This is a genomic window from Luteimonas terrae (assembly GCF_004358165.1).
GTDB classification, from domain to species: Bacteria; Pseudomonadota; Gammaproteobacteria; order Xanthomonadales; family Xanthomonadaceae; genus Luteimonas; species Luteimonas terrae.
Genome location: NZ_SMTG01000005.1, coordinates 1 through 12,651, shown reverse-complemented (window position 1 = coordinate 12,651; position 12,651 = coordinate 1). Strand labels below are relative to the sequence as shown.

The window sequence follows — 12,651 nt, the reverse complement described above, 5'->3', positions numbered from 1 at the left end:
GTGCAGGACTGTACAGCCCTGCAGGGTGATCCGGAAACGCGCAACGGCGGCACATGGCCGCCGTTCCGCGTCAAGCCGACCTGCGCGCAAGCGCAGGCCGTTGCGTCACTTCACGCCGTGCATCAGGCGGTTGACCAGCGGCGCGATCACGAACAGCAGCACGCCGGCACCGGCCAGCGCCCAGAAGCCGAAGGTGTAGCCGGCCTGCGCGGAGGCGGCGGTCATGCCGCTCTCGCCGCTGACCTGACCGGCGAAGATGCCCGCCAGGTTGTTGCCGATCGCGATCGACAGGAACCAGCAGCCCATCGCCATGCCGGCCACGCGCGAGGGCGCCAGCTTGGTCGTCATCGACAGGCCGATCGGCGACAGGCAGAGCTCGCCGATCGACTGGATCACGTACACCGCGAACAGCGTCCAGAACGGGATCTTGCCGCTGCCGTCGACCATGCTGTTGAGCGCGATCATCAGCAGCAGGAAGGCCAGGCCGTTGAAGATCAGGCCGAGACCGAACTTGCGCGGGATCGACGGGTTGGCCTTGCCCATCTTCACCCACATCCACGCCATGATCGGCGCGAAGGTGATGATGGCGATGGAGTTGACCGACTGGAACCACTCCAGCGGGAAGGTCCAGCTGCCGAAGTCGCGATTGACGATGCGGTCGGCGAGGAAGGTGAACGAGCTGCCGGCCTGTTCGAAGAACATCCAGAACAGCACGTTGAACACGAAGATGATCAGCATCGCGATCACCTTGTCGCGCGCGATCTTGCCCTCGCGGATGCCTTCGATCAGCAGCATTACCGCCGGCACCACGAACAGCGCCATCAGGATGGCCTGCAGGGCGCTCGCGTCGATGGTCAGCAGGAAGTAGAACAGCGGGATGCCGATCGCCGCGCCGAGCACGGCGACCAGACCCACGCGGCCGAGACCTTCCTGCCCCGGATCCGGCAGACCGATGCCCTTGAGCTGGCTGCGGCCGGCCCAGAACCACACCAGGCTGATCACCATGCCGATGCCGGCAGCGATGAACACCCACTGGTAATGCGGGTCGGTGTCGGTGCCGAAGACCTTGCGCGCCAGCCAGCCGGTGACGACCGGCGCGATCATCGCGCCGATGTTGATGCCCATGTAGAAGATGGTGAAACCGGCATCGCGGCGGGCGTCGCCCTGCATGTAGAGCTTGCCGACCATGGTCGAGATGATCGGCTTGAACAGGCCGTTGCCGACGATGATCGTCGCCAGACCCAGCTTGAACAGCGGCTCGCTCGGCGAGGCCAGCATGAACAGGCCCAGCGCCATGAACATCGCGCCGAGCAGGATCGAACGCTGGAAGCCGATCAGGCGGTCGGCGACGTAGCCGCCGAAAATCGCACCGGCATAGACCAGCGCAAGGTAGGCGCCGTACATCTCGCTCGCCGGCCGTTCACCGGCGGCATCGCCACCGTGGAACTGCGCGACGATGTACAGGACCATCGCCCAGCGGATGCCGTAGAACGCGAAGCGCTCCCAGAACTCCGACATGAAGAGCATCCACAGCGGCTTGGGATGGCCGAGGACCTGGGAAAATTCGGGTGGTGCGGGCGGCTGCGGCGGCATGGCCGCGACCTTGGGCTCGACGACGTCGGCACTCATGGAGAACCCCTGGGAATACGGGACTGGAGGGACGGGCCGGGGCCCGAAGTGCGGCGAGGATCACCGACACCGGCCGCAGCGTCAATGCGGCGTGAGGCCCGTCCGCGTGCAGTCGAACGCTGAACAGGCGATCGCGGCCCGAAGCCGCGATCGCTGTAGGCCGCGGTCAGCCCGGGTAGGTGTAGCTCGCGCCGACGCCCAGCGGCAGGCCCAGCGCCCAGAAGCCCAGCAGGAAGGCCGTCCAGACCACCAGCAGGGTCAGCGAGAACGGCAGCATCAGCGCCAGCAACGTGCCGATGCCGCTCGATTTCACGTAGCGCTGGCAGAACACCACGATCAGCGGGAAGTACGGCAGCAGCGGGGTGATGATGTTGGTGCTCGAATCGCCGACGCGGTAGGCCGCCTGGGTGAGGTCGGGCGAGATGCCCAGCTGCATCAGCATCGGCACCATGATCGCGCCGATCAGCGCCCACTTCGCCGAGGCCGAACCCACCAGCAGGTTGACGAATCCCGACAGCAGCACGATGCCGATCAGGGTCACGCCGGTCGGCAGGCCCAATGCCTGCAGGCCGTTGGCGCCCTTGATCGCGAGCAGCGCGCCGAGGTTGCTCTGGCCGAACGCGTAGATGAACTGCGCGGCGAAGAACGCCATGACGATGTAGTAGCCCATGCCGCTCATCGCCTTGCTCATGCCGGCGATGATGTCGCGATGGGTCTGCACCGTGCCGGAGGCGTAGCCGTAGACGATGCCCGGCACAACGAACAGGATGAAGATCAACGGCACGATCGACAGCATCAGCGGCGCACTGGCCACCAGCAGCTCGCCCGCGCCCGACGGCGCGTCGGCGGGTGCCCGCCAGGGCGAGCCGGCCGGCAATGCGGTCGCGACCAGCGCCACCACGCAGACCAGCATCGACAGCACGGCCAGCCACAGGCCACGGCGCTCGCGCGCGGTCAGCGTTTCCATCTTCGGCATGTCGCTGGCATCGCCGTCGACACGCGTCGTCTTCAGGCGCGGCTCGATGATGCGATCGGTCAGGAACCAGCCCACCAGCACCACGAGCACGGTCGAGGCGGTGGTGAAGTAGTAGTTGTTGAGCGGATTGACCACGACGGTGGGGTCAATGAGATTCGCTGCTTCCTGGGTCAGACCCGCGAGCAGCGGATCAAGGCTGGACGGGATCACCGTTGCCGAGAATCCACCCGAAACGCCGGCGAACGCGGCCGCGATGCCGGCCAGCGGATGACGCCCGGCCGCATAGAAAATCACCGCGCCCAGCGGAATCACCAGCACGTAGCCGGCGTCGACGGCGACGTGGCTGAAGATGCCCACCGCGATCAGCATCGGCGTGAGCAGCATCTTCGGCGTGATCGACAGCACCGACCGCAGCGCTGCGTTGATGAAGCCTGTGTGCTCCGCCACGCCCAGACCCAGCATCGCCACCAGCACCACGCCCAGCGGCGCGAAGTTGACGAACGTGCGGACCATGTCCGCCATGAAGGTGGTGAAGCTGGTGCCGGCCAGCAGGTTGCGGATCTGGATCGGATCGCCGCTGCGCGGATCGATCTCGTTGAACGACACGTTGGCCAGCACCGCCGACACCACCCACACGACCAGCATCAGCCCCAGGAACAGCACTGCCGGATCGGGCAGCTTGTTGCCGACACGCTCGACGGCGTCGAGGAACCGGGCAATGGCGCCACGCGGCGCTGCGGTGTGCGGAGAAGGCTGGCTCATGCGGTGGAATCCCCTTGTGCGTCAGCCCCGCATCCTAGCAGCCGTGTCCCGCGCGGGCCCCGGCGCAGTGCCGATGACGAAAAAACCCCGGCACGTGGCCGGGGTTTTTCACTCTACAGGCAAACCGCGCGGATCAGGGCGTGTAGCTGGCCCGCACCGTGAGTCGTGCGAATGCACGCTCGCCGACCACGCGGATGTACCAGGTGCCCGCCTGCGGGGTCGCCAGCGTCACCGTCTCGTTGTTGCCCGGACGCTGCGAGCGCAGCTGCCAGGCATCGACGGTGGGCAGCACGTCGCGGCTGGCGAACAGCGACACGTCGCCGGTACCGCCCGCGGTGAGGATGCGCAGGTTGCGCGCACCGGCCGGCACGTCGATGCGGAACAGGCGCGACTCGCCCGCTGCGCCGGCGACATTGCCGATCTGCACGCCGTTCACCAGCGGCGTCGCGGCCGATGCCGGATCCTCGACCACCGACACCGCGGCCACGGCGTTGTTGTCGGTCTCGTCCGGATCCTGCGTCTGCGACGTCGCCGCGACGGTCAGCGTGACCGTCTCGTCGATCGACGACTCGGGCGCCGTGGCCGACAGTGCGAACGTCGCCTGCCCCGCGTTGGCCAGCGTTTCGGCGCTGCAGGACACGGTGGTTTTGCCGTCGGCCAGCGCCGGCGCATCGCAGCTCCAGTCGGCGGGCGGCGTCACCAGCAGATCGTCGAGCTCGGCGTCGAGCACCGCGCCGAAGCCCGGGAACGCCGCGGCATCGGGACCGGAATTGACCACCGTCGCGCTGAAGTCCAGCGCGTCGCCGGCGAACACTTCGGCGTTCGCCGCGGCGGCGGTGATGCCCAGATCGGCCACCGTCGCCGGCTGCAGACGCACCAGCAGCACCGTCGGATCGTGATCGGACAGACGCGTCGGCGTGGCCGCATCGTTGCGCGCGACTTCCGGGAAGTCGGCATTGATGCGCGCGTGGCTGATGTCGAGGCCCACGACCATCGGCGAATCCACCAGGGCCTGGTTCACCAGCACGTGGTCGAGCGACTGCGCCTGGTAGTCGAAGACGAAGGAGTAGCGCTCCTCGTTCGCCGCTTCCAGCGTCATGTTGAGCAGCGACGGCGTGATCAGCACCGCGCCGTCGTTGTCGACCGCGGTCTCGCCGTCGGGCGACGGCAGGCCGGTGACGGTGCCCATCGCATCGACGTAGCCGTCGTTGAACTCGAACGCGTTGAAGTCGCCGAGCACGACGATCTGGCGCGCCGGATCATCCTTCTGCATGCCATCGATCAGCGTGGCGAGGTACTCGGCCTGCTTCTGGCGCTTGTCGCGCACGCGCTGGCCGGCCGTCGCCCAGCCGTTGCTGCCGGACGCATCGTCCTCGATGCCGCTCAGCGAACGCTGGTGCACGACGATCGCGGTGAACCCGTAGCGGCGGCCGTCGGCGAAGTGCGCGGTGGCGTCGAGCACCAGCGGCGGCCGGTCGTTGAGCACGCTGGTCGAGCCGTTCGGGTTGGTCAGCACTTCGTCGCGGCCTTCCTGGGTGACGCGCGCCACCTCGATGCGGGCCACGCTGCCGACCGACGCGGTCTTGACCAGGAAACCGACGTCGATGCCGCCGACGTCGAAGCCTTCTTCCAGATACGCGACGTACTTCGGATCCGGCTGCCCCGCAGCCACGGCGTCGGCGTTGATGCGGTTGGCGAGCGTGGTCAGCACAGGCAGGTTCTCGACCTCGGTCACGCCGACGACGTCCGGGGCGTGCAGATACGCGCGGATGCCGATCGAGGCCTTCGACAGCCGACGCTCCAGCGCGGCCGGCGTCAGCGTCGGACCGCTGTTGGCATCGTTCACCGTGTCGAAAAAGCGCTGCAGGTTGTAGGTCGCGAAGCTCACGTGGTCCGGACCCGGCAACGCCGAGGGACGCGGCTCGCCATCGCCCGTGCAGTCGCTGGTGAGCGGGCCTTCGGGATAGATCGTGTAGCGGCGGAAGGTGTAGTCCAGCGGGCCGATGAGCGAACCGCCGGTGATGCGGCAGCCCGCGGCGAGATCGGCCGCCGGCGCGCCGATCGTCGTGCTGTTGACGGCGATCAGCTCGGGATTGAAGTCCCAGCGCGGGATGTTCGGCGCGGTGCTGCCGACCGGATCCGGATTGGGGATCTGGATGCCCGGCTCGCGGAACGGACGCGGCGTCCCGGTGACCACGACGGCGAAGCGACCATTGCTGCTGCCGGTCGCCTGCGCTTCGTTGGTGTTGCCGCCGGTCGGCGCGACGACGGTGAAGCTCGGCGCGGTGACGCGCATGCCTTCCAGATGCTCCAGCTGCTCGAGGCCACCGGTCGCGTTGGGCAGGTCGTTGGTCAGCACGATCGCTGCCGGCAGCGCATGCCCTTCCGACAGCTTGACCACCGAGGCGTTGGTGATCTGGGTCAAGGGCAACTGCAGCGGATCGGCCGCCGGCACGTACTCGATCACCGTGCCCTGCACCAGCACCAGGTTGCCCACCTGCGCATCGGCCGGCGGCAGGCTGGACGTGAACACGAACAGGCCTTCGGAGGTCGCCGGATCACCGTCGTCCTCGCCGTCGGGCGTCTGGATGAAGAAGCCGTTGTTCTTGCGGCCGGTGACGATGCCGCGCGTCGCGACCGGCTGGTTCTCGACCGGCGAGCGCGCGCCGCTGCCCTGGATGGCGTGGATCGGCAGCGTGATCACATCGTCGTTGATGATCGTCACGACGGACTGGCCCTTGGCCACTTCGGCGCCCTGCACATCGCTCAGGTTGACGTAGAAGACCTCGTCCGGCTCGACCTTCTCGTCGCCGACCACGTCGACACTCAACACGAGTTCGCGCTCGCCTTCATCGAACATGACGGTGCCCGAGCGCGCGATGTAGTCGTTGTCGGCCACCGTCGCAGTGCCGTCGGCGGTGGCGTAGGAGAACGTGACGCCCTCCGGTCCGGCCGGCTGGTTCAGCGAGACGGTCATGAAGAACGGCGTGGTGCCGCTGTCGCCCTCGGCGCCGCTGGTGTCGGTGATGCTCAGGTAGAGCGTGCCGCCGCCGCTGCAGATGTTGGGGATGCTGGCGGCGTTGCGCGGCGCCGGTGCTGCGGTGGCGAAATCGTCGGCGTTGTCGTTGGTATCCGTGCAACCGTCGCCGGCGCGCAGGATCGACGTGCTGTTGCTCGGCGCAGGCGCAGGCGCACTGCCTTCGAAGAAATTCGCGCTGCCGAATCCGACCAGGTCGAGGATCAGCGCCTGCTGGGCGGGCGTGCAGGCATTGCCGCCGCCATTACAGCCCAGGCTGGTCGTGGCATTGGCGAGGATCACCTTGCCGGCGGTGCCGGACATGTTGATCGTGCCGCTGGCATCGGGCGTCGGCAGCGGGGCGCCGTTCGTGCCGCCGGCCAGACCGACGAGGAAATAGCCGCCGGCCGGAATCTCGACATCCGGCAGGACGACGATCTGGCTTGCACCCGCGCCGAAGTTTCCGGTACCGGTGGCGCTGGCGTACTGCACGGACTTGCCGCCCAGTGCGACCGGCAGGTCGCCGGTATTGAAGAGTTCGACGAAGTCGGCGTTGTAGGGGGCACCGCTGTTGCCGCCACCGCCGTAGACCTGGCTGATGACGACCTCCGCCTGCGCGGCGCCGGCGCCGCAACACAGCAACAAGGCCGACAACAGCCGGCTGGTGGTTCGAGTCATGCGTGGATTCCCTGGAGTCCCCGGGCGATAGCGCCCCGCGCCCGATTGTGCCGCGGTTGGATGGCGATTGCATGACGCGCGGCGTCGGTCCCGGCCCCGGAGCGTCACCGCACACAGGGAGCGAGGGCCCTGAGGTACCCTGCGCCGATGACGATCGACCGCAACCAGCGCCCCCTCGAAGACGGCATCCACCTCGACCTCTCCGGGCGCGTCACCTACGGCGGCTATCTGCGCCTGGACCTGCTGCTGGCCGCGCAGCAGCCGCTGTCCGAGCCGCCGCACCACGACGAGATGCTGTTCGTCGTGCAGCACCAGGTCTCCGAGCTGTGGCTCAAGCTGCTGATCCACGAACTGTCGGCGGCGATCGGTCACCTGCAGCGCGACGAGGTCTGGCGCTGCCGCAAGGTGCTGGCGCGCTGCAAGCAGGTGCTGCGGCAGCTGACCGAGCAGTGGTCGGTGCTGGAGACGATGACGCCGGCCGAGTACATGGAATTCCGTGACGTGCTGGGGCCGTCGTCGGGCTTCCAGTCGCTGCAGTACCGCAAGGTCGAGTTCCTGCTGGGCAACAAGAACGCGGCGATGCTCGACGTGTTCGCCCACGAACCCGAAGGCCGCGACGGCCTGCAGGCGGTGCTCGATGCGCCCGGCCTCTACGACGAGTTCCTGCGCTATCTCGCCCGCTGGGGCCACGCGGTCGACGCCCGCCATCTGGACCGCGACTGGCGCCAGCCGCACGTGTTCGACGCGAGTCTGGTGCCGGTGTTCGAGGCGATCTACGAGGACACCGAGCGCTGGTGGCGCGAGTATTCGCTGTGCGAGGACCTGGTGGACCTGGAATCGCAGTTCCAGCTGTGGCGCTTCCGCCACATGCGCACGGTGATGCGCATCATCGGCTTCAAGCGTGGCACCGGCGGGTCGAGCGGCGTCGGCTTTCTGCGCCAGGCGCTGGACCTGACGTTCTTCCCGGAACTGTTCGAAGTGCGCACGCACGTCGGGCCGGGGCGCGGCAGCGACGCCTGAGGCGAAGGACGCCTTCTCGCTCACGCACGTCGCCGGCAGGCGGTGCATGCTTGCGCCCATCCGCAACAGAGGATCGCAGATGCCGCACCGCAGCCGCCTGTCAACGTTCGTGCTCGACTGCCAGGTCGAGGATCTCGCGCCGCATGTCGACTTCTGGCGACAGGCGCTCGGCAAGCCGGTCAAGCGGCTGCCGCCCGAAGACGACGATGGTCGCTACGCGGTGCTCGACACCGCAGACGACGAACCGGTGCTGATGCTGCAGAAGGTCGACCACGCCTCACGCATCCATCTCGACATCGAGACCGACGACATCGAGGCGGAAGTCGCGCGACTGGAAGACCTGGGCGCCACGCGCGTCGCGCAGGTCAAGGACTGGTGGGTCATGCAGGCGCCGAGCGGGCATCGCTTCTGCGTGGTGAAACCGCAGGGCAAACCCTTCGACGCGCACCTCAACCGCTGGGATTGAGCGCCGGCCCGGAATCGCCTGATCAGGCCGCGCGCGCCTGCCGGTCCAGCCAGATCCCCAGCCCCTGCGCGTTGATCTCGATGTCGCCGCCCAGGATCTCCTGCACGCGCGCCTCGGCGTCCTCGATGCCGTGCGCGACGGCGCGCTGCGTGTAGAGGGCCGTCAGGCCCTCGACGATGCGCGCGTGGCGATCGTCGGCGCCCTGCGCCTCCCGGGTGATCGCGACCATCGCTTCGATCTGGTCATGCAGGTCCTTCGCGAGTCGAGCGCATTCGGTGACCTCGCCGTAGTGCGCGATGCGGATCGACGCCGGCGATTTCGCCAGCAGCTTGTCGATCGATGCGTGCATCTGTCCGGGATCGAACTGCACCGGTGAGGTCGTCGGCAGGATGAAGGCGCCCTGCCCGGTATCGAGTTCGCGATACGACAGGCCGAAGGTGTCGCCTGCGAACCAGCTGCGCGTGGCCGCATCCCAGACGCTGTAGTGATGCAGCGCGTGGCCCGGCGTGTCGACGCACAGCAGCGGCCGACCGGCGAGTTCGACGATGTGACCATCGTCGGCGATGACCACGCGATCCTCGGGCACCGGCAGCATGCCGGCGTGGTCGCGCTGGAACATCGCCTCGCCGTAGACCAGTTTGGCACCGGCGATCAGTTTCGTCGGATCGATCATGTGCGGCGCGCCGCGCGGATGCACGACGAGCCGCGCGTTCGGCAGCGCACGGATCAGCGGACCCGCCGCGCCGGCGTGGTCGAGATGCACGTGCGTGACCAGCAGCCAGTCGACCGACTCGCGCGGCACGCCCGCCGCATCGATCGCGTCCAGCACGGTCTGCGCGCAGGTCGCGGTGCCGCAGTCGATCAGCGCCGCGCGCCCCTGCGACTGCACCAGATACGCCGCGCACAGCCCGGGGCGCACATAGCCGGTGTCGATGATCGTGATGGCAGCCGAATCGGACATCGCATCGCTCCTGCACTTGGAAGCGACAGTCTAGGCCTCGACCGCGTGCAGGCGAATCCGCCCTTGGTCGATGCGGCCCCGTTCGAATGACCCGGCACCGCTCTCGTGGGAGCGCGTTTGCACGCGATTCCGGTGATGCAGTGCGCTGTCACACGCCCCGAATCGCGCGCGAGCGCGCGCCCTCAGGCGTCTGCGGACGCTCGCGTCAGTGCGCGCGCAGTACGCGACGCCGCAATGCGAAGGCCACGCCCAGCACCGCGAGAAACACGCCGTAACCGACCGCGGTGGCGAGAATCTGCCCCCACATGTGTCCGTGCGAGACGTCGGCCACGGCATGCGCCCAATGGATCGACCACAGGAATGCGGCGACCGATGCCGCCAGGCTGACCAGATCGAAGATCACGCGACGCGTGCCGCGCGGCTGGCGCGGATACACCCAGAACAACGTGCCCAGGATCAGGAACCACGGCAGGAACAGCAGCAGCGCGAGATTCTGGGCGACGGTCGGGTTCACGAGGCGGCCTTCTCGGCATCGGCTGCGGCCAGCGCATCGAGCGCGGCCTGCACGGTGGCCGCATCGACGCCTTCGCCGAGCGTTGCCGGCGCGTCGGGAATCGCGAGCTCACCGCGGCGCAGGCGCGCGATCGTCTGGCCGGCGTCGCGCGGCGCGTCGAACGCCGTGCTCTGCAACAGCAAGCGGTCGCCGTCGGCGAGCTTGAAATAGAACTTGCCGTCGGCGTCGCGGTATTGCTTGAACACCGGCGGCGCGGCCTTCGCCAGCGTGCCGGCGTCGGTGTCGACCGTGGTCGTCTTGCCCAGATCGCGCAGGCCCACCGCATCGCGCAGCTGCTGCAGCAGCGGCGTGGCGTAGCGCTCGCGCAGACGGCGGCCGCCGTCGCGCAGGATGTCCTCGATGTCGCCCGGCCGCGCGATCAACGCCTCGTAGCGTTCGCGCATCGGCGCGATCTCGCGCTCGACCACGTCGAACAGCTGCTGCTTGGCATCGCCCCAGCCGATGCCGTCGGCGAACGCCTGCGCGAAACCCGCGGTCTCGTCGGGCGTCGCGAACGCCTGGTAGAGCTGGAACAGCGCCGAGCCTTCCGTGGATTTGGCTTCGCCGGGGCTGCGCGAATCGGTGAGGATCGAGAACACCAGCTTCTTCAACTGCGCCTGCGGCACGAACAGCGGAATCGTATTCTCGTAGCTCTTGCTCATCTTGCGACCGTCGAGGCCCGGCAGCGTCGCGACGTTGTCGTCGATGACGACCTCCGGCAGCGTGAACCAGTCGCGCCCGTAGACATGGTTGAAGCGCTGGGCGAAATCGCGCGCCATCTCGATGTGCTGGATCTGGTCGCGCCCCACCGGCACGCGGTCGGCGTTGAAGATCAGGATGTCGGCGGCCATCAGCACCGGGTACATGAAGAGGCCGGCGGTCACCGCCGCATCGTCGTCCTCGCCATCGGCGCGGTTGCGGTCGACGGCGGCCTTGTACGCATGCGCGCGGTTGAGGATGCCCTTGCCCGCGACGCAGGTCAGCAGCCACATGAGCTCGGTGGTCTCGGGCACGTCGCTCTGCCGGTAGAACCACACCTTGGCCGGGTCGAGTCCCGCCGCAAGCCACGTCGCGGCGATCTCCAGCGTCGAGCGCTGGGTCCGCGCCGGGTCCTGCGCCTTGATCAGGCTGTGCAGGTCGGCGAGGAAATAGAAACTCTCGGTACCGGGGGCGCGGCTGGCCTGGATGGCCGGACGCACGGCACCGACGTAATTGCCGAGGTGCGGGGTGCCGGAGGTGGTGATGCCGGTGAGGACGCGCAGGGGACGCTGGGACATGGACTGGGAACGACCTGAAAATGCGGATTGCAGCTGAGCGCCAGTCTAACCCTTGGCCACGGGTGTTCCCGGCGCAACCCCGACGGCGGTGATGGCGCGTTCGACCGTCCACCTCCACCGCGGGACACCGCCATGCGCACTTCCGGCTCCACCACCCTCGCCTGCCTGACCCTGGGCGCCCTGCTCATCGCCGGCGAGGCGTCCGCGCATCGCGCGCCCAAGGCCGTCGAACGCGTCCGCATGGACGTCGTCGAGCGCGACAGCGGAGCGCCGCTGCAGGCGCACGCCCATCGCGGCGAGACCTGGATCGTCGGCATGCCCGGCCTGCCGTATGCGGTGCGACTGACCAACACCACGGGTGCGCGGGTTCTGGTGGTGCTGTCGGTCGACGGCGTCAATGCGATCAGCGGCGAGACTGCCTCGCCCGCGCAGACCGGCTACGTCCTGGCGCCGTGGCAGACGACCGAGATCACGGGCTGGCGCAAATCGCACGATGACATCGCCCGGTTCGAGTTCGCCGCGCTCGGCGAGAGCTATGCGGCACGTACGGGCCGTCCGGACGATGTCGGGACCATCGGGATCGCGGTGTTCGAGGAGCGCCGCGCCGTACCGCCACCGATCGCAGCCGCGCGCGCACCAGTGCCGGCGCCGCCCTCGCCGCCTACGGGCTCGCGCCGGCGCGCTGCGGCCGAGTCGTCGGCGGCGGACATGGCGTCCGAGGCACGCGCCGCGCGCCAGCAGGTCGGCACCGCGCACGGGATACGCGAATGGGCGCCGGTGTCGTCGACGGCGTTCGAGCGCGCCACGCGCCAGCCCGCGCAGGTCACCAGCCTGCGCTACGACAGTCCCGACGCGCTGATCGCGCGCGGCATCCTGCCGGGCTACCGGCCCTGGTCGGCGCACCGGCCGGATGCGTTTCCCGGCCGTTTCGTGCCTGATCCGTGACCCGGATACGCGAACGGACCGGCAAGGCCGGTCCGTTCGGGGGTAAACCAGGTGCGCGTACGTCGCGCGTTCGAAGATTCAGCTGTCGAGCGACTTTTCGAATTCCTTGACCTCGCGCTCTGCGCGGTCGCGCTCCCAGCCGTACTTTTCCTGCAGCTTGCCGGCGAGATATTTGCTGTCGCCCGCGGCCACGTCGAACACGTCGTCGGTCAGGTCGCCCCACTTGGCCTGCGCCTTGCCCTTCACCTGGGTCCACTTGCCGGCAATGATGTCTTTGTTCATGGCGGTTGATCCTGTCTTCGAATGGAGGCGGCGGGACTGCACCGGCGCGGGTGCGGAAGTCCTCGTCGCACGGCCATCCTCGCGCG

The 12,651-nt window shown here is 68.4% G+C and carries 10 protein-coding genes; 3 read left to right on the top strand and 7 right to left on the bottom strand.

Annotated elements, in window-relative coordinates:
• Positions 1 to 105: 105 nt before the first annotated feature.
• The 3 genes from E2F49_RS12045 to E2F49_RS12035 form a co-directional block, all read right to left on the bottom strand.
• A complete protein-coding gene (locus E2F49_RS12045; protein WP_133394140.1) occupies positions 106 to 1,629 on the bottom strand; it encodes a peptide MFS transporter in 1,524 nt (507 codons plus the stop codon).
• A gap of 166 nt (positions 1,630 to 1,795) precedes the next feature.
• Entirely contained in the window at positions 1,796 to 3,367 is a 1,572-nt protein-coding gene (locus tag E2F49_RS12040; RefSeq protein ID WP_133394139.1) for an AbgT family transporter, read from the bottom strand.
• Between the two features lie 133 nt (positions 3,368 to 3,500).
• Positions 3,501 to 7,061: a Calx-beta domain-containing protein gene (locus E2F49_RS12035; RefSeq protein WP_133394138.1), complete on the bottom strand. Its 3,561-nt coding sequence runs from the start codon at positions 7,059 to 7,061 to the stop codon at positions 3,501 to 3,503.
• 147 nt (positions 7,062 to 7,208) lie between these two features.
• On the opposite strand from E2F49_RS12035, the gene E2F49_RS12030 reads away from it, so the two are divergent.
• Both E2F49_RS12030 and E2F49_RS12025 read left to right on the top strand, forming a co-directional pair.
• Positions 7,209 to 8,081: a tryptophan 2,3-dioxygenase gene (locus E2F49_RS12030; protein ID WP_133394137.1), complete on the top strand. Its 873-nt coding sequence runs from the start codon at positions 7,209 to 7,211 to the stop codon at positions 8,079 to 8,081.
• A 79-nt stretch (positions 8,082 to 8,160) separates the two neighbouring features.
• The gene (locus E2F49_RS12025) at positions 8,161 to 8,547 is read left to right on the top strand and encodes a VOC family protein (protein WP_133394136.1); all 387 of its coding nucleotides are present in this window, start codon (positions 8,161 to 8,163) and stop codon (positions 8,545 to 8,547) included.
• A 22-nt stretch (positions 8,548 to 8,569) separates the two neighbouring features.
• On the opposite strand, the gene E2F49_RS12020 is transcribed toward E2F49_RS12025, so the two are convergent.
• The 3 genes from E2F49_RS12020 to E2F49_RS12010 form a co-directional block, all read right to left on the bottom strand.
• A complete protein-coding gene (locus E2F49_RS12020) occupies positions 8,570 to 9,508 on the bottom strand; it encodes an MBL fold metallo-hydrolase (protein WP_133394135.1) in 939 nt (312 codons plus the stop codon).
• 205 nt (positions 9,509 to 9,713) lie between these two features.
• Positions 9,714 to 10,022, bottom strand: a complete 309-nt coding sequence (locus tag E2F49_RS12015) for a hypothetical protein (protein ID WP_133394134.1) — start codon at positions 10,020 to 10,022, stop codon at positions 9,714 to 9,716.
• Positions 10,019 to 11,338: a tryptophan--tRNA ligase gene (locus E2F49_RS12010; protein ID WP_133394133.1), complete on the bottom strand. Its 1,320-nt coding sequence runs from the start codon at positions 11,336 to 11,338 to the stop codon at positions 10,019 to 10,021. The genes E2F49_RS12015 and E2F49_RS12010 overlap by 4 nt, the downstream gene beginning before the upstream one ends.
• 132 nt (positions 11,339 to 11,470) lie before the next feature.
• Here E2F49_RS12010 and E2F49_RS12005 point away from each other — a divergent pair, with 132 nt between their 5' ends.
• Positions 11,471 to 12,283 carry a hypothetical protein gene (locus tag E2F49_RS12005; protein ID WP_133394132.1) on the top strand — a complete coding sequence of 271 codons (813 nt, stop codon included), beginning with the start codon at positions 11,471 to 11,473 and terminating at the stop codon, positions 12,281 to 12,283.
• A 78-nt stretch (positions 12,284 to 12,361) separates the two neighbouring features.
• Here E2F49_RS12005 and E2F49_RS12000 read toward each other — a convergent pair whose 3' ends face one another.
• On the bottom strand, positions 12,362 to 12,565 hold the full coding sequence (locus tag E2F49_RS12000) for a CsbD family protein (protein ID WP_055246315.1): 204 nt from the start codon (positions 12,563 to 12,565) through the stop codon (positions 12,362 to 12,364).
• Positions 12,566 to 12,651 lie beyond the last annotated feature (86 nt).